This is a genomic window from Asanoa siamensis, assembly GCF_016862555.1.
Lineage (GTDB): Bacteria > Actinomycetota > Actinomycetes > Mycobacteriales > Micromonosporaceae > Asanoa > Asanoa siamensis.
In genome coordinates this window covers 41,072-59,263 of the sequence record NZ_BONE01000052.1, presented here as the reverse complement: position 1 = coordinate 59,263, position 18,192 = coordinate 41,072, and the positions used below count along the sequence as shown (strand labels likewise).

Annotated in this window: 21 protein-coding genes; 13 read left to right on the top strand and 8 right to left on the bottom strand. The window is 70.9% G+C overall.

Going from position 1 to position 18,192, the window contains the following annotated elements:
* Both Asi02nite_RS27855 and Asi02nite_RS27850 read right to left on the bottom strand, forming a co-directional pair.
* A partial coding sequence (locus Asi02nite_RS27855; protein WP_203716885.1) for an alpha/beta fold hydrolase occupies positions 1-881 on the bottom strand: 881 nt, incomplete at its 3' end.
* 97 nt (positions 882-978) lie between these two features.
* A complete protein-coding gene (locus Asi02nite_RS27850) occupies positions 979-1,905 on the bottom strand; it encodes a RecB family exonuclease (protein ID WP_203716884.1) in 927 nt (308 codons plus the stop codon).
* 67 nt (positions 1,906-1,972) lie between these two features.
* Here Asi02nite_RS27850 and Asi02nite_RS27845 point away from each other — a divergent pair, with 67 nt between their 5' ends.
* Genes Asi02nite_RS27845 through Asi02nite_RS27835 form a run of 3 tightly spaced genes read left to right on the top strand, consistent with a single transcriptional unit; the run spans position 1,973 to position 4,649 of the window.
* Positions 1,973-3,127 (top strand): site-2 protease family protein, encoded by a 1,155-nt coding sequence (locus tag Asi02nite_RS27845; RefSeq protein WP_203716883.1) that lies wholly within the window; start codon positions 1,973-1,975, stop codon positions 3,125-3,127.
* Positions 3,124-4,077 (top strand): tRNA (adenine-N1)-methyltransferase, encoded by a 954-nt coding sequence (locus Asi02nite_RS27840; RefSeq protein WP_203716882.1) that lies wholly within the window; start codon positions 3,124-3,126, stop codon positions 4,075-4,077. The genes Asi02nite_RS27845 and Asi02nite_RS27840 overlap by 4 nt, the downstream gene beginning before the upstream one ends.
* Positions 4,074-4,649, top strand: coding sequence for a hypothetical protein (locus Asi02nite_RS27835; protein WP_203716881.1), 576 nt, complete (start codon positions 4,074-4,076; stop codon positions 4,647-4,649). Before Asi02nite_RS27840 ends, Asi02nite_RS27835 begins: the two co-directional genes overlap by 4 nt.
* A gap of 14 nt (positions 4,650-4,663) precedes the next feature.
* On the opposite strand, the gene Asi02nite_RS27830 is transcribed toward Asi02nite_RS27835, so the two are convergent.
* Positions 4,664-4,963 (bottom strand): ferredoxin, encoded by a 300-nt coding sequence (locus tag Asi02nite_RS27830; protein WP_203716880.1) that lies wholly within the window; start codon positions 4,961-4,963, stop codon positions 4,664-4,666.
* A 192-nt stretch (positions 4,964-5,155) separates the two neighbouring features.
* Here Asi02nite_RS27830 and arc point away from each other — a divergent pair, with 192 nt between their 5' ends.
* The 7 genes from arc (at position 5,156) to prcA (ending at position 12,529) form a co-directional block, all read left to right on the top strand.
* Positions 5,156-6,937: a proteasome ATPase gene (gene arc, locus Asi02nite_RS27825; protein ID WP_203716879.1), complete on the top strand. Its 1,782-nt coding sequence runs from the start codon at positions 5,156-5,158 to the stop codon at positions 6,935-6,937.
* Between the two features lie 107 nt (positions 6,938-7,044).
* Entirely contained in the window at positions 7,045-7,824 is a 780-nt protein-coding gene (locus Asi02nite_RS27820) for a hypothetical protein (protein WP_203716878.1), read from the top strand.
* A gap of 219 nt (positions 7,825-8,043) precedes the next feature.
* Entirely contained in the window at positions 8,044-8,619 is a 576-nt protein-coding gene (locus Asi02nite_RS27815; protein ID WP_203716877.1) for a hypothetical protein, read from the top strand.
* A gap of 107 nt (positions 8,620-8,726) precedes the next feature.
* Positions 8,727-10,244, top strand: coding sequence for a depupylase/deamidase Dop (gene dop / locus Asi02nite_RS27810; RefSeq protein ID WP_373312337.1), 1,518 nt, complete (start codon positions 8,727-8,729; stop codon positions 10,242-10,244).
* A gap of 163 nt (positions 10,245-10,407) precedes the next feature.
* Positions 10,408-10,623 (top strand): ubiquitin-like protein Pup, encoded by a 216-nt coding sequence (locus Asi02nite_RS27805; protein WP_203716876.1) that lies wholly within the window; start codon positions 10,408-10,410, stop codon positions 10,621-10,623.
* A gap of 156 nt (positions 10,624-10,779) precedes the next feature.
* Positions 10,780-11,622: a proteasome subunit beta gene (gene prcB, locus Asi02nite_RS27800; protein WP_203716875.1), complete on the top strand. Its 843-nt coding sequence runs from the start codon at positions 10,780-10,782 to the stop codon at positions 11,620-11,622.
* 49 nt (positions 11,623-11,671) lie between these two features.
* Positions 11,672-12,529, top strand: a complete 858-nt coding sequence (gene prcA / locus Asi02nite_RS27795) for a proteasome subunit alpha (RefSeq protein WP_203716874.1) — start codon at positions 11,672-11,674, stop codon at positions 12,527-12,529.
* Between the two features lie 251 nt (positions 12,530-12,780).
* Here prcA and Asi02nite_RS27790 read toward each other — a convergent pair whose 3' ends face one another.
* Both Asi02nite_RS27790 and Asi02nite_RS27785 read right to left on the bottom strand, forming a co-directional pair.
* Complete coding sequence (locus Asi02nite_RS27790) at positions 12,781-12,963, bottom strand: hypothetical protein (RefSeq protein ID WP_203716873.1); 183 nt, start codon at positions 12,961-12,963, stop codon at positions 12,781-12,783.
* 5 nt (positions 12,964-12,968) lie between these two features.
* Positions 12,969-13,412 carry a VOC family protein gene (locus Asi02nite_RS27785; protein ID WP_203716872.1) on the bottom strand — a complete coding sequence of 148 codons (444 nt, stop codon included), beginning with the start codon at positions 13,410-13,412 and terminating at the stop codon, positions 12,969-12,971.
* Positions 13,413-13,515: 103 nt separating this feature from the next.
* On the opposite strand from Asi02nite_RS27785, the gene Asi02nite_RS27780 reads away from it, so the two are divergent.
* Positions 13,516-14,094 carry a redoxin domain-containing protein gene (locus tag Asi02nite_RS27780; RefSeq protein WP_203716871.1) on the top strand — a complete coding sequence of 193 codons (579 nt, stop codon included), beginning with the start codon at positions 13,516-13,518 and terminating at the stop codon, positions 14,092-14,094.
* Here the strand turns inward: Asi02nite_RS27780 and Asi02nite_RS27775 are convergent.
* Genes Asi02nite_RS27775 through rfbB form a run of 3 tightly spaced genes read right to left on the bottom strand, consistent with a single transcriptional unit; the run spans position 14,091 to position 16,571 of the window.
* Positions 14,091-14,744 (bottom strand): GNAT family N-acetyltransferase, encoded by a 654-nt coding sequence (locus Asi02nite_RS27775; protein WP_239127163.1) that lies wholly within the window; start codon positions 14,742-14,744, stop codon positions 14,091-14,093. The genes Asi02nite_RS27780 and Asi02nite_RS27775 overlap by 4 nt on opposite strands.
* The gene (gene rfbD, locus Asi02nite_RS27770; RefSeq protein WP_203716869.1) at positions 14,725-15,588 is read right to left on the bottom strand and encodes a dTDP-4-dehydrorhamnose reductase; all 864 of its coding nucleotides are present in this window, start codon (positions 15,586-15,588) and stop codon (positions 14,725-14,727) included. Before rfbD ends, Asi02nite_RS27775 begins: the two co-directional genes overlap by 20 nt.
* A complete protein-coding gene (gene rfbB, locus Asi02nite_RS27765) occupies positions 15,585-16,571 on the bottom strand; it encodes a dTDP-glucose 4,6-dehydratase (protein ID WP_203716868.1) in 987 nt (328 codons plus the stop codon). The genes rfbD and rfbB overlap by 4 nt, the downstream gene beginning before the upstream one ends.
* A gap of 84 nt (positions 16,572-16,655) precedes the next feature.
* Between rfbB and rfbA the strand changes: the two genes are divergently transcribed.
* Positions 16,656-17,534: a glucose-1-phosphate thymidylyltransferase RfbA gene (gene rfbA, locus Asi02nite_RS27760; RefSeq protein ID WP_203716867.1), complete on the top strand. Its 879-nt coding sequence runs from the start codon at positions 16,656-16,658 to the stop codon at positions 17,532-17,534.
* Complete coding sequence (gene rfbC, locus Asi02nite_RS27755) at positions 17,531-18,121, top strand: dTDP-4-dehydrorhamnose 3,5-epimerase (protein WP_203716866.1); 591 nt, start codon at positions 17,531-17,533, stop codon at positions 18,119-18,121. Before rfbA ends, rfbC begins: the two co-directional genes overlap by 4 nt.
* Positions 18,122-18,192 lie beyond the last annotated feature (71 nt).

Sequence of the window (18,192 nt, the reverse complement as noted above, 5' to 3'; positions counted from 1 at the left end):
GCCACCCGCCGCGCCACCGGCTCGTCGTGGCCCGCCAGGGCGCACGCACCCGGCGCGGCCTGCTGGCACTGCTGGACGAACTGCGCGAACACCTCGTCGGCCGCCGAGACGGCGTTGGCGACGTTGGTCTCGATGCTGGTGGTCTGGTCGACTGCGTCGACCATGCCGTCGAAGAGCAGCGCCCGCACCCTGTCCGGGAACAGGTTGACGTAGGTCTGGCCGATCATCGTCCCGTACGACAGCCCGACGTAGGTGATCTTCTCGTCGCCGGACAGCGCGCGGAGGTGGTCGAGGTCGCGGGCCGTGTCCGCGGTGGTGATGTGCGACAGCAGGTCGCCGCTCACCTCGCCGCACCGCCGCGCCAGGTCGGCGGCGCGGGCCGCGTAGGCCTCGGACTCGGCCCGCGTCGACGGGACCGTCACCCCCGCCCAGAACTCCTCCTGCGCCTCCGGGCTCGTGAAGCACCGCACCCGCGTGCTGTCGTTGGTGCCCCGCGGGTCCCAGCCGATCAGGTCGAAGCGGCCGCCACCCCAGGCGTCGAGGTCGTCGCCGCCGTCGCGGACCAGGCCGACCCCGCTCTGGCCCGGGCCGCCCGGGTCGAGGAACATCGACCCGATCCGCTCGTCGGGTTTGCTCGCGAGGTGCCGGATCACCGCCAGCTCGATCTGCTCACCGTCGGGCTCGGACCAGTCCAGCGGAACGGGCACCCGCGCACACTGGAACTGCGAGCCGAGCCCCTCGCAGCCCGTCCACGCGAACCCGGGCGCCGGCTCCGGTGGCCCGTCGGAAGCCGCCGCGCCGCCGCCCGCGAGGACCGCCGCGAGCGACGCGGCCACCAGGGCCGACGTGCGCCGGAGCCGAGCTGGGACGCACCTGGCCATCTGGACCCCCGCCTGCCGGTGACCAACTCCGCTCAGGCTATCCAGCAACCGTCCATTGCGAACCAACTTCGCATTTGCCGCACACGGCCGCGCGGGGCTAGTCGTCGGCCCCCGGGGTGACCACCTCGACCGGCTGCGCGGTGCGCGGCCGGGGTGCCGGGAACGGCGGCGGCGTGCCGCCGAAGCTCGGGCACACCGACTGGTGGGCGCACCACCCGCATAGTCGGCTCGGTGTCGGCCGGAACTCCTTGGCCTCCGTCGCGCGTTCGATCGCGCGCCACAGCGCCACCAGCGTGCGTTCGAAGCGGGCCAGCTCGTCGGCGTCGGGGGAGTAGTCGCAGACCTCCTGGTCCTTCAGGTAGAGCAGCCGGAGCACCCGCGGCACCACGCCCCGGGTGCGCCAGAGCACCAGGGCGTAGAACTTGAGCTGGAACAGCGCCCGGGCCTCGAAGGCCTCCCGCGGCGCCCCGCCCGTCTTGTAGTCGACCACCCGCAGCGCCCCGTCGGGCGACACGTCGAGCCGGTCGATGTAGCCCCGGATCAGCAGCTGGTCGTCGACCACGGCGCTGATCAGGCTCTCCCGCTCGGCCGGCTCGAGCCGCCGCGGGTCCTCCACGGTGAAATAGCCGGACAGCAGCCCCCGCGCCGAGGCCAGGAAGTCGTCGACGCTCCAGGGCCGCCGCACGTCGACCGCCGGGTCGGAGATCAACTCAGGCGCGTCACCGGAGAACAGCTCGGCCAGCTCCGGCACCTCGCCGACCATCCGCTCCCACTCGGGCGCCACCAGGCCCGCGGCCGCCTCCGCCGTGCGCCCGGCCGCCGGCAGGTCGAACAGTCGCTCCAGCACCGCGTGCACCAGCGTGCCCCGGGCCTGGTCGGGGGTCGGCGTCTCGGGTAGCCGGTCGATCGTGCGGAACCGGTAGAGCAGCGGGCAGGTCTTGAAATCGGCCGCACGCGACGGGGACAGCGAGGGATAAACCGGCGCCTCGTCGTGCGGCTCGGCGGACACAGCCTGCGTCGTCATGCCCAAGACGCTAAAGGAGGGGTACGACGAATCCGCGTGGGTGGGTCGTGTCGATACGATCGATCCGATGGCAGACAACGCGAGCGGTAACGATCGGCCCGAGCGACGCCCCGGGCTGGTGGTCGGCCGCCTCTGGGGTGTCCCGCTCTACCTCAATCCCTCCGTCCTCCTGCTCGCGGGCCTGATCACCCTGCTCTACGGCAACTTCGTGCGCCAGCAGCTCGACCTGCACCCCGGCGCCGGCTACCTGGTCGGTTTCGGCTTCGTCGTCTGCCTGCTGGCCTCCGTGCTCCTGCACGAGCTCGGCCACGCGATCACCGCCCGCCGCTTCGGCATCGGCGTGAAAGGCATCACCCTGGAGCTGCTCGGCGGCTACACGGAGATGGACCGCGACGCGCCCAACCCGCGGGTCGACCTGCTGGTCTCCCTGGCCGGCCCGGCGGTCTCGCTGGTCCTGGGCGGCGCCGCGGTCGGCCTCACGCTGGCCCTGCCCGACGGCACCCTCTGGAACGAGCTGAGCTTTCAGGTGGCGTTCAGCAACGTCGTCGTCGCGATCTTCAACGTGTTGCCCGGCCTGCCGCTGGACGGCGGCCGGGCCCTGCGCGCCGTGGTGTGGTGGTTCACCAAGGACCGCCACGTCGGCACCGAGGTGGCCGGCTGGGTCGGCCGCGGCCTCGCGGTCGCGGTGGCCGTCGCGGTCGCCGCGCTGGCGTACTACGACATCCTGTCCCTCTTCGGGCTGGTCTTCATGCTCCTGATCGCGCTGACCCTGTGGCAGGGCGCCGGGCAGAGCATCCGGTTCGCGCGGATCAGCCGCCGGTTCCCGCTGATCGACCTGGCCCGCCTCGCCCGCCCGGTCTTCCGGGTGCACAGCGGCACCCCGCTGGCCGAGGCGCAGCGGCTCGCGCTGGCCGCCGGCTGGCAGGACGCCCCGCTGGCCACCGTCGACTCGGCGGGCCGCCTGGTCGGGCTGGTCGAGCGGGCGGCGGTCGAGGCCGTCCCGCTGGAGCGCCGCCCCTGGGTCTCGGTCGACACCGTGGCGCGGGGCATCGACGGCGTGCCCACGATCCCGGTCGGCACGAGCGGCGATCAGGTGATCAGTACGGTCCAGCAGAACCCGGGCTCGCAGTATCTGGTGACTTCGGGCGAAGATGTGGTCGGTGTGCTGCGCCTCTCCGATCTGGCGCAGCTGCTGGAACCCAACGGAAAGACGAGGACGTGAACCCGACCACCACCGCACAGACCGAGCCCGAGACGACCCCCGCCAACCGCGGGCCGTTCCGGATCGGCGAACGGGTCCAGCTCACCGACCCCAAGGGTCGCATGCACACCGTCACCCTGGAGGCGGGCCGCGAGTTCCACACGCACCGCGGCGCGCTCGCCCACGACCAGATCATCGGCCTGCCCGACGGCTCGGTCGTACGCTCCGCCGGCGGCACCGAATATCTCGCCCTGCGCCCGCTGCTCTCCGACTACGTGCTGTCCATGCCGCGCGGCGCCCAGGTGATCTACCCGAAGGACGCCGGCCAGATCGTCACGATGGGCGACATCTTCCCCGGCGCCCGGGTGCTGGAGGCCGGCGCCGGCTCGGGTGCCCTGGCGAGTTGGCTGCTGCGGGCCGTCGGCCCGTCCGGCGACCTCATCTCGTACGAGATCCGCGAGGACTTCGCCGCCATCGCCCGCAAGAACGTCGAGGCGTTCTTCGGCGGTCCGCACCCGGCCTGGACCCTGCGCACCGGCGACGTGCTGAGCACCACCGAGACCGGCTTCGACCGGATCATCCTCGACCTGCTCGCGCCCTGGGACGCGGTCGACCTGATCTCCCGGGCGCTCGTGCCGGGCGGCGTGTTCATCGGCTACGTCGCGACCACCACCCAGCTCTCCGACCTCGTCGAGGCGCTGCGCGAGAAGGGCGGCTTCACCGAGCCGCGGGCCTGGGAGTCGCTCGTCCGGGACTGGCACGCCGAGGGCCTGGCGGTCCGCCCCGACCACCGCATGATCGCCCACACGGCCTTCCTGGTCTCGGCCCGCAAGCTCGCACCGGGCGTCATCGCCCCGCCGCGGCGGCGCAAACCTTCCAAGGGCGCCGAGGCGTACGCGCTGCGCAAGGCGGCCAACCGCGCACCCGAACCCGACGGCGACACGCCCGGGCCCGGGGACGAGCCGAGATGAGCCGGCCCTCGTTCGGCGGCGGCAACGACCTGCCCGCCGTCTTCCCGGACTGGTCGCCCTATCCCGACCTGGACTCCGCCGCCCGGGCCTACCTGCGCGACCCCGACGTCGCGCTGGAGGCCCTGGGCGGTGTCCTGAACGGCGCCACGGTCGTCTGCTTCACGCTGGAGCGCTTCGTCAACGAGGTCAACGGCGTGTGGCAGGAGGTCGTGGTCTGCGACGGCAGCCGGCTGATCCTCTGGCACGGCGAGGACGTCCCACCCACTGACGGGCCGGCCGGCTCGATGACGTCCTCGTTGCGGGTGGTGCCGCTGTCGACGGTCACCGAGGTCGGCTGCCGCCGGCGGCTGTCCCGGTCGCCGAGCGGGCAGGCGCGGACCGACTCGATCGACGTGTACCTGCTGCTCAGCTCCATGGACGAGGCCGGCGCCGCCGAGGAGGGCACCCACGTGCCGCGGCACGACGCGCTGCGCTTCGGCAAGACGCTCGACGACGGGGGAGCGGGGCAGATCGCCCGCCTCGAGGACTTCGCCCGGCTCGTCGCGTCCCTGGTCGGCCGTCCCACTTTGTGAGACGGCGGCCCGATTTATTCGACGGGCGCGGCCGGCCCGGCGACCTCTTCGTCGGAGTCGCCGCGCATCACGTGGATGCACTCGCCGGGGCAGTCCTTGGCCGAGTCCAGCACGTCCAGCCGCAGGTGTTCGGGCACGTCAACCCGGACACCGGGGGACACCTGGAGCTCTCCCGACGCGTCCTTGACGTACGCCAGGCCGTCGATGTCGAACTCGAAGACGTCCGGCGCGTACTGGACGCACAGCCCGTCGCCCGTGCACAGGTCCTGGTCCACCCAGACGCGTAACTGATCAGTCTCGGTCCGAGTCGTCACTGGGCCTCCCACGAGCTACGTTCGTACGTTCATGACCGTACCCGACGAAGCTTTTCCGACCCGTTCGTGAGTGACCAACGCCAAACCGGACGAGATCAAGAGTCGGTGACGAGGGTGTTGCCTGGGTCTAAATCGTCGTCGGACCGGTTAGTGTTATGACAGAACGTTTTTAGCCCCCCGGGGAGGTGGGACGTGGCACGCAGCGACGACGCGGATGCGCGCGCCGCACGGTGGGAGAAGGAGACCCACGATCTCTCCACCCAGGTCGCGTTCCTTCAAGAGGAACTCGCTCTGGTGCGGCGCAGGCTCACGGAGAGCCCCCGACACGTCCGTCAGCTCGAGGAGCGGCTCGCGGCAACGCAGGCGCAGCTGGCCCGAGTGTCCGAAAACAACGAGCGGCTCGTCACGACCCTCAAAGAGGCTCGGGCCCAGATCGTCACACTCAAGGAAGAGATCGACCGCCTGGCACAGCCGCCGAGCGGTTATGGCGTCTTCCTGACCCGCCACGACGACGGCACGGTGGACGTGTTCACCGGCGGTCGCAAGTTGCGCGTGGCCGTGTCTCCCTCGATCGACACCGAAGAGCTCAAGCGCGGCCAGGAGGTCCTGCTCAACGACGCGCTCAACGTGGTCGACGCGTTCGGCTACGAGCGGGTCGGTGAGGTCGTGATGCTCAAGGAGGTGCTCGACAACCCCACCGGTGGGCCGGGCGACCGCGCACTGGTGATCTCGCACGCCGACGAGGAGCGCATCGTGCACCTCGCCGAGGCCCTGATCGGATCGGCGCTGCGCAGCGGCGACTCGCTGATGATCGAGCCCCGGTCGGCGTACGCCTACGAGCGGATCCCCAAGAGCGAGGTCGAGGAGCTCGTCCTCGAGGAGGTCCCCGACGTCGGCTACGAGGACATCGGTGGCCTGCACACCCAGATCGAGGCGATCCGGGACGCGGTGGAGCTGCCGTTCCTGCACGCCGACCTGTTCCGCGAGCACCAGCTGCGGCCGCCGAAGGGCATCCTGCTCTACGGTCCGCCCGGCTGCGGCAAGACCCTGATCGCCAAGGCGGTCGCCAACTCGTTGGCGAAGAAGATCGCCGAGCGGCGTGGCGAGGAGAAGCACACCAGCTACTTCCTCAACATCAAGGGTCCGGAGCTGCTGAACAAATACGTCGGTGAGACCGAGCGGCACATCCGCCTGGTCTTCCAGCGGGCCCGTGAGAAGGCCAGCGAGGGCACGCCCGTCATCGTGTTCTTCGACGAGATGGACTCGGTGTTCCGCACCCGCGGCTCCGGCGTCTCGTCCGACGTCGAGAACACGATCGTCCCGCAGCTGCTGTCGGAGATCGACGGCGTCGAGGGGCTCGAGAACGTCATCGTGATCGGCGCGTCCAACCGCGAGGACATGATCGACCCCGCGATCCTGCGGCCGGGCCGGCTCGACGTGAAGATCAAGATCGAGCGTCCGGACGCCGAGGCGGCCAAGGACATCTTCAGCAAATACATTCTGGCCGGCCTGCCGCTGCACGGCGACGACCTGACCGAGCACGGCGGCGACGCCAACGCCACGGTCGAGGCGATGATCGAGGCGGTCGTGCTCCGGATGTACTCGGAGTCCGAGGAGAACAGGTTCCTCGAGGTCACCTATGCCAACGGTGACAAGGAGGTCCTCTACTTCAAGGACTTCAACTCCGGCGCGATGATCCAGAACATCGTCGACCGGGGCAAGAAGATGGCGATCAAGGAGTTCCTCGCCTCGGGCCGCAAGGGCATGCGCCTGCAGCACCTGCTCGACGCCTGCGTCGACGAGTTCCGCGAGAACGAGGACCTGCCCAACACGACCAACCCCGACGACTGGGCCCGCATCTCCGGCAAGAAGGGCGAGCGGATCGTCTACATCCGCACGCTCGTCTCCGGCGGCAAGGGCACGGAGGCCGGCCGCTCCATCGAGACGGCCAGCAACACCGGTCAGTACCTGTAACAAGATCCATAGATCAGGGGTGGGGCCGGTCGGCCCCACCCCTGATCGCTATGTACCTCTGACCGGCCGGGGCAGCGCGTAAAGATCAACATCGGTAGGGTGTCCGGGTGCGTCGATCCCTTCCTGTTCTCGCCCTGGCGGCCGCCCTGTTCCTCGCCGGCTGCGACACGCCGTCCAACGACCCGGCCGCATCCCCGTCGACGGCGGCCTCGCCGTCGCCGACCGCCGACTCCCGCGACTCCGTGACCGTGGTCAAGGAGTCGTTCGCCCGCGCCTTCGAGGCGAAGACGTTCGCCATGACCGCCACGATCTCGGCGGGCCCGCAGCAGAGCGTCGACATGACCGCGTCGGCCGACCTCGCAGCCGAGAGCATGCGGCTCACGATGGGCGGCCCGGTGGACATGGAGATGGTCAAGCTGGGCAAGGAGCTGTTCATCAAGGCACCGGACCTCGGCTCCAAGCCCTGGGTGCGGCTCGACGTCGACAAGCTCAACTCGACCAGCTCCCTGCGCCAGTCGCTGGACCTGACGCAGCACTCCGGCATCCTCGGCGGGGTCGTCACGGCCGAGAAGCGGGACTCCGCGGCGGGCACGGTCACCTACGAGGGCACCGCCGACCTCAAGAAGGCCGTCGAGGCCGCGCCCGACGGCGCGAAGGCCCAGATGGAGCCGGTGAGCCGGTTGGCCAAGAACGCCACGGCGGTGCCCTACAAGGCGACGATCGACGACCAGGGCCGGCTGACGGAGCTCTCCTACACGGTCGAGCTCGCGCAGGGCGAGATGCTCTCCGAGATCAAGCTGGCCGACCTGGGCAAGCCGGTGACGATCGCCAAGCCCCCGGCGGCCGACGTGGCGGACGCGACGGAGGAGCAGTACGCCTTCTTCTGAGCCACGACCGCCCAACCGCACGGAGCGCTGTGACCGCCATGCTTCGATCCATGTCCGTCCTCGTCCTCGTGGGCTCCCTGTTCGTCGCCGGCTGCGGCGCGTCGGCGGCCGGCCCGCCCGCCCCCGACGGCCTCGCCCTCGCCGACCGCCGACACCCGCGCGTTCGTCGAGGCGGTCAAGGGCTCGTTCCAGCGCAACCACGACGCCGGGACGTTCACGATGACCGTCCGGACCTCGGGTGAACGGCAGCAGTTGACCGTCGACCTCACCGCCTCCGTCGACCTCACCGCCAAGACCGTGCGGGTCGCGATGAAGCAACCGGTGGAGATGGAGGTCGTGCAGGTGGGCAGGGACATGTTCGCCCACATGACCTACCTCAAGGACGAGCCCCTGGTGCGTCTCCAGGTGTCGAAGCTGCGGCCCACGAGCACCCTGCGCGACGCGACGGACGTGGCGCGGCACGTCGGCATCCTCGGTGGGGTGGTGACGGCCGAGCAGCGCGACGCCGGCCGCTACGCGGGTGTCGCCGACCTCGGCCTGGCCGCGCAGAACGCCAGTGGCACGGCGCGGTCCCAGTTGGCGGCGCTGGGCCGGGTGGCCAGGAACGCCTCCGCCATGCCGTACGAGGCGACACTGGACGCCCAGGGCCGGCTGACGGCGCTCTCGTACACGGCAGAGACCGCGACCGGGGCGCTGCGCACCGAGATCGAGCTGACCGGTCTGGGCGAGCCCGTCCGGATCAAGCGGCCGGCGCGCGCCGAGGACGCGACAGACTGGTACTACGAGCGGTTCTGAGCGGCTCTGACCGCCGAACCGGACAAGTTCGCACGCGGCCCGGGGGCCGTCAGGGGTCCGGTCGGACTACGCTTTGACGTCATGGGGCAGCGGAACGAGGTGGCGACGTGACGGTACGGCGAATCATGGGCACCGAAGTCGAATACGGGATCTCGGTGCCGGGCCAGGCCGGAGCCAACCCGATGGTGACGTCGTCGCAGGTCGTCAATGCCTACGGGGCCCGCCCCGAGCTGACCCGCGGTGGCCGGGCGCGCTGGGACTACGAGGAGGAGTCGCCCCTGCGGGACGCCCGCGGCTTCACCTACTCGGGTGCCGCCTACGACCCCGCCGAGGCGCTCGCCGACGAAGATCTCGGGCTGGCCAACGTCATCCTGACCAACGGCGCCCGGTTGTACGTCGACCACGCGCACCCCGAATACTCCACGCCCGAGGTGACCAACCCGATGGACCTCGTCCGTTGGGACAAGGCCGGCGAGCGGGTCATGGCCGAGGCGTCCCGGCGGGCGGCGACGATCCCCGGCACCCACCCGATCCACCTCTACAAGCACAACACCGACAACAAGGGCGCGAGCTACGGCGCCCACGAGAACTACCTGATGAAGCGGCAGACCCCGTTCGCCGACATCGTCGCCTACCTGACCCCGTTCTTCGTGACGCGCCAGGTCTTCACGGGCGCCGGCCGGGTCGGCATCGGCCAGGACGGCTCGCAGCCCGGCTACCAGCTCACCCAGCGCGCCGACTTCTTCGAGGTCGAGGTCGGCCTGGAGACGACGCTGAAGCGGCCGATCATCAACACCCGTGACGAGCCGCACTCCGACGCCGACAAATACCGTCGCCTGCACGTGATCATCGGCGACGCCAACCTGTCGGAGATCTCGACGTTCCTCAAGGTGGGCACCACCTCGCTCGTGCTCACGATGATCGAGGAGAAGGTGCTCACCCCCGACCTCGGCATCGCCGACCCGGTGGCCGAGCTCAAGTCGGTGAGTCACGACACGACGCTGACGCACCGCATGCGGCTGCGCGACGGGCGCCGGCTCACCGCGCTCGACCTGCAGTGGGCCTACTTCGAGCGGGCCAAGGCGTTCGTCGACGACCGCTACGGCACCGACGTCGACGCCGACACCGCGCAGGTGCTCGAGCACTGGGAGCGCATCCTCGACAAGCTCGGGCGCGACCCGATGTCCGCACAGGACGAGCTCGACTGGGTGGCCAAGCTGCGGCTGCTCGAGGGCTACCGCGACCGCGAGAACCTGGCCTGGGCCTCGCCCAAGCTGCAGCTCATCGACCTGCAGTACAGCGACGTCCGCCCCGAGAAGGGCCTCTACCACCGGCTGGTGGCGCGCGGCGCGATGAAGACGCTGCTGACCGACGAGGAGACGCGTACGGCCATGGTGGAGCCGCCCGAGGACACCCGGGCCTACTTCCGCGGCCGGTGCCTCGCGCAGTATCCGTCCGAGGTGGTCGCCGCGTCCTGGGATTCCGTGATCTTCGACGTCGGGCGCGAGTCGCTGGTGCGGGTGCCCATGATGGAGCCGGAGCGCGGCACGAAGAAGCACGTGGGTGCCCTCTTCGACCGCTGCCCGAGCGCCAAGGACCTGCTCGAGGCGATCACCGGCGGCTGATCGCGGCCTGTCGGGCGCGCCGCCGTGCGTACCCCATCGGGGTCTGCCATTGTCCCGCAAGCGTCCGCCGTGCGCGAAACATCGCGCGCGGCGGGCCGGATTGTCGCATCGGCGAGGTAGGTTTTTCGCAGGCACATCTGAGGCCTGTTGAGGGAGGGCACGCATGGCAACTCGGGACAGCGGCGGCCAGTCGCAGTCGGGCAAGGCCCGCCGCGACCAAGAGGTTGAGGACGTCACCACCGAGGCCAACCCCGAGGTGGCCGAACGGCAGCAGGAGATCACCGAAGACGTCGACGACCTGCTTGACGAGATCGACTCGGTGTTGGAAGAGAACGCCGAGGAGTTCGTGAGGGGGTACGTCCAAAAGGGCGGCCAGTAGGCTTTGGTCCGGTTTGGTGCGGCGCGGCGGGTCTGTCCCGCGGCGCCGTACCCGTTGCGGAAGAGGGCCGTGTGGGCGCGCATCGTCGCGAACGCGCCGGTCCCAAGATAGTCTGCTCCAGCGCCGAGACCGGCGCCTACATCTGAAAGGGACCACGTGGCAGCGGGATTCGATCCTTCCGGGCGCCTACCCGACGCGTTCACGAGCTCGGGCACCTCGTCGTTCACGCAGTTCCTGAGCCAGGTGGCCCCGGAGCTCCTGCCCGGCCGCCGGCCCCTTCCGCCCGGAACGGCGGCTGACATGGCACCGCACGCGACCACGATCGTGGCGATCACCGCCGTCGGCGGTGTGGTGATGGCGGGCGACCGCCGGGCGACGATGGGCAACCTGATCGCCAGCCGCGACATCGAGAAGGTCCACCCGGCCGACGAATACTCGCTGGTCGGCATCGCCGGCACCGCCGGCGTCGGCATCGAGCTGATGCGGCTGTTCCAGGTTGAGCTCGAGCACTACGAGAAGATCGAGGGCGCGATGCTCTCGCTCGACGGCAAGGCCAACCGGCTGGCCGCGATGATCCGGGGCAACCTCGGCGCCGCGCTGCAGGGCCTGGCCGTCGTGCCGCTGTTCGCGGGCTACGACCTGTCGGCGACCGACCCCGCCCGGGCCGGCCGCATCTTCAGCTACGACGTCACCGGCGGTCCCTACGAGGAGCGCGCCGGCTACGACTCGATCGGCTCGGGCTCGCTGTTCGCCAACGCCGCGCTCAAGAAGCGGTTCCGCCCCGGCCAGTCCATCGAGGACGCCGCCCGGCTGGCCGTCGAGGCCCTCTACGACGCGGCCGACGACGACACCGCCACCGGCGGGCCCGACCTGACCCGCCGGATCTTCCCGGTCGTGATGACGGCGACCGCCGAGGGCACGCACCGGTTGACCGACGAGGAGACCGCGGCGATCGCCAACGCCGTCGTGTCGGCCCGCATGGAGAATCCGGGCGGCTGAGATGGCAGTTCCGTTGTTGTCCGACCTCGAGCGCTAGGGAGCCGCCGCCGTGGCGATGCAGTTCTACACCAACATCGACCAGATCATGCGGGACCGCTCGGAGCTGGCCCGCAAGGGCATCTCCCGCGGCCGCAGCGCGGTGACCCTGACCTACACCGGCGGCATCCTGTTCGTCGCGGAAAATCTGTCGAGCTCGTTGCACAAGATCAGCGAGATCTACGACCGCATCGGCTTCGCGGCGGTCGGCCGCTACAACGAGTTCGAGAACCTGCGCCGGGCGGGTGTTCGCAAGGCCGACCTCGACGGCCTGAGCTACGACCGCCGCGACGTGACGGGCCTCGCGCTGGCCAACGCCTATGCGCAGACGCTGGGGGCCATCTTCAGCGACCAGCAGAAGCCGTTCGAGGTCGAGATCTGCGTGGCCGAGGTCGGCGCGACGCCGGCCGACGACCAGATCTACCGCCTGGCCTACGACGGCTCGGTCAACGACGAGCCCGGCTTCATGGCGATGGGCGGGTCCGCCGAGGCGATCGCGAGCGTGCTCAAGGGCGCGCACAAGAGCGACATGTCGCTGTCCGACGCGGTCAAGCTGGCGGTCAAGGCCCTGAGCAGCGTGGGCGGCGACGGGGGAGCGGCCCGCACGATCGCCGCGAACCAGCTCGAGGTGGCGATCCTGGACCGCGGCCGGCGCGGTCGTACGTTCCGCCGCCTGACCGGCTCGGTCCTGACCAACCTGCTCAACGGCGACGCGGCCGCCGCCGCACCGTCGGGGTCGGCGTCGGACAAGGCCAACGGCGGCGAGTCCGCTGACGACAAGGCCGCGGAGGGCACCGAGGGCGGCGCCAAGCCCCCGGCGCCGGGCCCGGACAAGCCGACCTCCTCGGCCGGCTCCGCCGACCTGGAGTAGCCCGGACCACACGTCGAAAGGCGCCCTGACCCCAATGCACGGGGACAGGGCGCCTTTCGTGTAGAGCGTCATCCTAGGACGCTTTAGACGGTGTGACCGGTTCGCCGGGACACGCCCGGGATCGTCAGCGCCGGCCATCGGCCGGGCCGGCCGCGCTCGGCGTGGCCGCGAGGGCGCTTTCGCCGGCCATGCCCGCAAGCCGTGCCGCATGGGGTGGGGGCGCCTTCGTCGGCCGTGCCGGGCCGGCTTGGTCAGGCGGGCAGGGTTGCCATGTGGCGGCCGGCTGCCGCCGCGGCGTCCGCCGGCGAGTGGCCGGTCGAGCGGGCCACGATGTAGGCCGCGTACCAGTCCGACCAGTGGTGGGCGGGCGCGGTCGCCTCGTACGCCCCGTGGTGTTCCTCCGCCTCGCGGAGCAGCGCCGTCAGCGCATCCATCGCCGTCACCGCCCCGGGATTCGGGTCGTGATCTCCTGCAGCGTCCACTGGTTGCCGTCCGGGTCCGTGAACGACGCGAACGACGCGTAGCTGCGGCGCTCCGGGTCGGGGCCGTCGACGCGGGCGGCAGTGCCCGCATGGTGGAACACCCCGCCCGCGTCGTGGAAGACCGCGCTGACGTCGACACCGCGCGCGACCAGGTCCGCCCGGGCCGCCTCGACATCGTCGACCACCAGGTGCAAACCCTCCACCGAACCGGGCGCCGCGGCCGAGACGCCCGTGCCGAAGATGACCGATGCGGGGGAGCCGGGCGGGGTCACCTGGATCACCCGCAGCGACGGGTCCCTGCTGAAGTCGGCGTCCAGGCGCCAACCCAACCCCGTGTAGAACTGCTTGGCCTTGTCGACGTCCGAGACGGGTACGACGACCACCTCTAGCTTGAAGTCCATGGGCCGAACTGTCGCACGACCTAACGCCTATCAGACCCAGGGGAAAGCACTGGTCCGGCTCCCCGGCCTGCGTAACCTGGGACGCGGAGAGGGGGGTCCCCACATGCGTGCCGACATCATTCCGGGCGGAACCTTTCCGGATTACGCCCTGCCCGACCACACCGGCACCGTCCGCAAGCTCAGTGAGCTGCAGGGCGACGACCCGATGATCCTCACGCTGGCGCGTGGTCACTACTGCCCCAAGGAGCACCAGCAGCACCAGGAGCTGGCGGCGATGCAGTCGAAGGTCGCGGTCGCCTATACGCGGATGGCGACGATCGCCACCGACGAGCACCACACGCTTCAGGAGTTCCGGGCGTCCGTCGGCGCCAACTGGCCGTTCCTGTCCGACCCCGGGCGGATCGTCCAGCAGGACCTGGACATCCAGGAATACACGGACCCCGAGAACAACCCGATGATCCCGCACACCCTGGTGCTCAAGCCGGGCCTGGTCGTGCACAGCGTCTACAACGGCTACTGGTTCTGGGGCCGGCCGTCCACCGACGACCTCTGGCGCGACCTGCGCGCCGCCACCGCCGAGATCCGCCCCGACTGGGACCTGGCCGCACCCGGCCTACGCGCGGCCTGGGACGCGGGCGACATGTCGAAATTCCACGGGTACGACCGAAAGCCGGGAAGCTAGACAGCGCCGAACAGCGGCAGGCAGGGCGAAAGCCCGGTGACCGAGACCGGCGGCCGGGGGAGGGATTCCCAGCGGGCCCGGGTGAGCCGCAGCCGCTGCGAGACGACCACCTCGCCGTGCAGGAGGTCGCGGGTGATGCCGTCGTCCTCGTAGCCCAGCTTGCGGGAGACCCGCAGCGGCGCGGGGTTGTCGACGAACGACCCCGTCGTCGCGCAGGCGGCCGACAAGCCCGAGAAGGCCAGGTGCAGCACCGCCTGGCGCATCGTGGTGCCCAGGCCGGCGCCCTGGTGCGGCAGGCCGAGCCACGACCAGGTGCGCACCTCGCGCAGCAGGCCGAACGACGTTGCCGACATCCCCTGCATCCCGACCGCGACACCGTCGACGAAGACGCCCAGCCGCAGCGACCAGTCCTCCGGCGTCCAGTCGCCGCGGTCCGTCCACACGCCGCGCACCACGTGCCGGGCCCGCTCGAGCGGCGGCAGGTCCGTCCACGGCGTCAGGAACGTCCGCGTGCCCGGCTCCTGCATGCCCGCGAAGGCCACGTCGGCCAGCGCGGCCAGGTCCGCGTCCGAGGGCGGGCGCAGCTCGACCGCGCCCACCCGCAGCCGCAGGTCGACCAGGGGCCAGTAGTCAGCCAGCACGGACGGCACCGGACGACACCGCGTCGGCCAGCGCCTCCCGCCAGTCGGCCATCGGCGCCAGGCCCGCCGCAGCCCACCGGTCATGACCGAGCACGCTGTACGCGGGCCGCGCCGCCGGGCGCACGAACGCGGCGCTCGTCGTCGGCCGCACCCGCTCCGGGTCCAGCCCGGCGAGCGAGAACACCGCCTGGGCGAACCCGAACCACGTCGTCTCGCCCGCGGCCGTGCCGTGGTAGACGCCCGCCGGCGCCGACGAGGACGCCAGCGCCACGAGCTGCCGGGCCAGCGCCAGCGACCACGTCGGCTGCCCCCGCTGGTCGTCGACGACGTCGACCGTCTCGCGGGAAGCCGCCAGCCGCAGCATCGTCGCCGCGAAGTTGCGCCCGTGCTCGCCGTAGAGCCACGCCGTCCGCACGACGTAGCCCGACGTCGGCAGCAGCGACAGCACCGCCTGCTCGCCGACGAGCTTGCTGCGGCCGTAGGCGTTGATCGGCGCGGTCGGCGCCGACTCCGGATAGGGCGAAGACGCCGACCCGGAGAGCACGTAGTCCGTCGACACGTGCAGGAGCCGCGCGCCGGAAGCGGCGCAGGCCGACGCCAGTGACGCCACCGCACCGCCGTTGAGCAGCGTCGCCGCGTCCTCGGCGGTCTCCGCGCCGTCCACGTCGGTCCAGGCCGCCGCGTTGATCACCACGTCGTGCCCGGGCACCGCCGCCGCCACCGCGGCCGGGTCGGTCAGATCGAGATCCGCACGGCGGGCCGCCGTGACCGTGAACGACGGCGTGGCGGCCAGCACCGCCAGCAGGTCCGACCCCAGCATCCCGCCGGCGCCGGTCACCAGGACCTTGGTCATCGGCCCGCGGCCGCCTTCAGCGGCTCCCACCACGCGCGGTTCTCCTTGTACCAGGCCACGGTCGCGGCGAGCCCGGCCTCGAGGTCGACGCTCGGCGCGTACCCGAGCTCGTTGCTGATCTTGTCAATCGACAGCGAGTAGCGCCGGTCGTGGCCCTTGCGGTCGGTCACCGGCACGACCCGGTCCCACGTGGCGCCGCACGCCTCGAGCAGCCGGCCGGTCAGCTCCTTGTTGGTGAGCTCCGTGCCGCCGCCGATGTGGTAGACCTCGCCGGCCCGGCCCTTGTCCTGCACCAGCGCGATGCCGACGCAGTGGTCGTGCACGTGCAGCCAGTCGCGGATGTTGCCGCCGTCGCCGTAGAGGGGCACCGTGCCGCCGTCGAGCAGGTTGGTCACGAACAGCGGGATGACCTTCTCCGGGAACTGGTAGTGCCCGTAGTTGTTGGAGCAGCGGGTGACCACCACGTCCATGCCGTGGGTGCGGTGGTAGGCCAGCGCCAGCAGGTCGGATCCGGCCTTCGAGGCCGAGTACGGCGAGTTCGGCGCGAGCGGCCAGTCCTCGGTCCAGCTGCCGGATTCGATCGACCCGTACACCTCGTCGGTCGAGACGTGCACGAAGCGCTGGGTGCCGTGCCGCAGCGCGGCGTCGAGCAGCGTCTGGGTGCCGAGCACGTTGGTGGTCACGAAGACGCCGGCGCCGTCGATCGACCGGTCGACGTGCGACTCGGCCGCGAAGTGCACGATCACGTCGTGGTCGCGGACGACCTCGTCGACCAGGGCGGTGTCGCAGATGTCGCCGTGCACGAAGCGCAGCCGCGCGTCGTCGGCGACCGGCGCCAGATTCGCCTGGTTGCCCGAGTAGGTGAGCTTGTCCAGCACCGTCACCGCGCTCGGGGCCAGATCCGGCCCCGCGCCCGGGGTCAGCAGCATGCGGACGTACTCCGAACCGATGAACCCGGCTCCGCCGGTAACAAGGATCCTCACGGGTTCCGGAGTCTAGACGACCGGCGCCGCCCCCGAGGACTGCCGGGCATGCGCCCGAAACCCGGCACCAGTAGGCTGCCCGCCGTGCGAGGGATTCTTCTGGCCGGCGGCACCGGATCGCGGCTCTGGCCGATCACCATGGCCGTTTCGAAGCAGCTCATGCCCATCTTCGACAAGCCGATGATCTACTACCCGCTGTCGACGCTGGTGATGGCCGGCATCGACGAGGTCCTGATCATCACGACGCCCGACGACCAGTCGCAGTTCCAGCGGCTGCTCGGCGACGGCAGCCAGTTCGGCCTCAAGATTCAATATGCCGCACAGCCCCGCCCCGAGGGCATCGCGCAGGCCTTCCTGCTCGGCGAGGAGTTCATCGGCGACGACTCGGTCGCGCTGATCCTCGGCGACAACATCTTCCACGGCGTCGGCCTGGGCCGGCAGCTGCGCGAGACCGCGCCGCTCGTCGGTGGCCGGGTCTTCGCCTACCCGGTGGCCAACCCCCGGGAGTACGGCGTGGTCGAGTTCGACGCCGACGGCAAGGTCCTGTCGATCGAGGAGAAGCCCGTCGAGCCCAAGTCGCGGTACGCCGTGCCGGGCCTCTACTTCTACGACAACCGGGTCGTCGAGATCGCCCGCGGCCTCAAGCCGAGCGACCGCGGCGAGCTCGAGATCACCGCGGTCAACGAGGCCTACCGGGAGTGGGACGAGCTGACCGTCACCGTGCTCGACCGGGGCACCGCCTGGCTCGACACCGGCACGTTCACCTCGATGATGCAGGCCGCCGAATACGTGCGGGTGATCGAGGAACGGCAGGGCTTCAAGATCGGCTGTGTCGAGGAGGTCGCCTGGCGGGCGGGCCTGATCGACGACGCCCGGCTGCGGGAGATCGCCGCGCCACTGACCAAGAGCGGCTACGGTTCCTACCTGCTGGGCCTGCTGGACGAGAAGGCGGAGACGGCATGAAGATCCGTGAGCTGGGCATCGAGGGCGCGTTCGAGGTAACCCCGCAGCAGCACGGCGACCCGCGGGGGCTGTTCCTGGAGTGGTTCAAGGCCGAGACGTTCGAGGCGGCCACCGGCCACCGGTTCACGCTCGCCCAGGCCAACATGTCGGTCTCGGCGCGGGGCGTGGTGCGCGGCGTCCACTTCGCCGACGTGCCGCCCGGTCAGGCCAAGTGGGTCACCTGCGTACGCGGCGCGGTGGTCGACATGGTCGTCGACATCCGGGTCGGCTCGCCCACGTTCGGGCAGTGGGAGGCGGTCCGGCTCGACGACGTCGACCGGCGCGCCGTCTACATCCCGGAGGGGCTCGGGCACGGCTTCTGCGCCCTGACCGACGACGCCACGCTGTCGTACCTCTGCTCGACCGGCTACAACCCGACGGGGGAGCACACCGTGCACCCGCTGGACCCGGATCTGGGCATCGAGTGGCCGGCCGAGACGCCGATCCTGTCGGCCCGCGACGAGGCGGCCCCGTCGCTGGCGGAGGCGAAGGCGTCCGGGCTCCTGCCGGACTACGACGCCTGCCGGGCGTACGTCGCGACGCTCTGAAACCCGACCAAACGGGCGGTGAGCGTACCCCATGAATGTTTTCCGCCAACGTGACGATGACGGCGCGTCGC

Coding starts and splice junctions, on each gene's coding strand:
- Asi02nite_RS27850 (WP_203716884.1), bottom strand. CDS start 1,905: ATGACGACGCAGGCTGTGTCCGCCGAGCCGCACGACGAGGCGCCGGTT.
- Asi02nite_RS27845 (WP_203716883.1), top strand. CDS start 1,973: ATGGCAGACAACGCGAGCGGTAACGATCGGCCCGAGCGACGCCCCGGG.
- Asi02nite_RS27835 (WP_203716881.1), top strand. CDS start 4,074: ATGAGCCGGCCCTCGTTCGGCGGCGGCAACGACCTGCCCGCCGTCTTC.
- Asi02nite_RS27815 (WP_203716877.1), top strand. CDS start 8,044: ATGACCGTCCGGACCTCGGGTGAACGGCAGCAGTTGACCGTCGACCTC.
- Asi02nite_RS27805 (WP_203716876.1), top strand. CDS start 10,408: ATGGCAACTCGGGACAGCGGCGGCCAGTCGCAGTCGGGCAAGGCCCGC.
- Asi02nite_RS27790 (WP_203716873.1), bottom strand. CDS start 12,963: ATGGATGCGCTGACGGCGCTGCTCCGCGAGGCGGAGGAACACCACGGG.
- Asi02nite_RS27785 (WP_203716872.1), bottom strand. CDS start 13,412: ATGGACTTCAAGCTAGAGGTGGTCGTCGTACCCGTCTCGGACGTCGAC.
- Asi02nite_RS27780 (WP_203716871.1), top strand. CDS start 13,516: ATGCGTGCCGACATCATTCCGGGCGGAACCTTTCCGGATTACGCCCTG.
- rfbD (WP_203716869.1), bottom strand. CDS start 15,588: ATGACCAAGGTCCTGGTGACCGGCGCCGGCGGGATGCTGGGGTCGGAC.
- rfbC (WP_203716866.1), top strand. CDS start 17,531: ATGAAGATCCGTGAGCTGGGCATCGAGGGCGCGTTCGAGGTAACCCCG.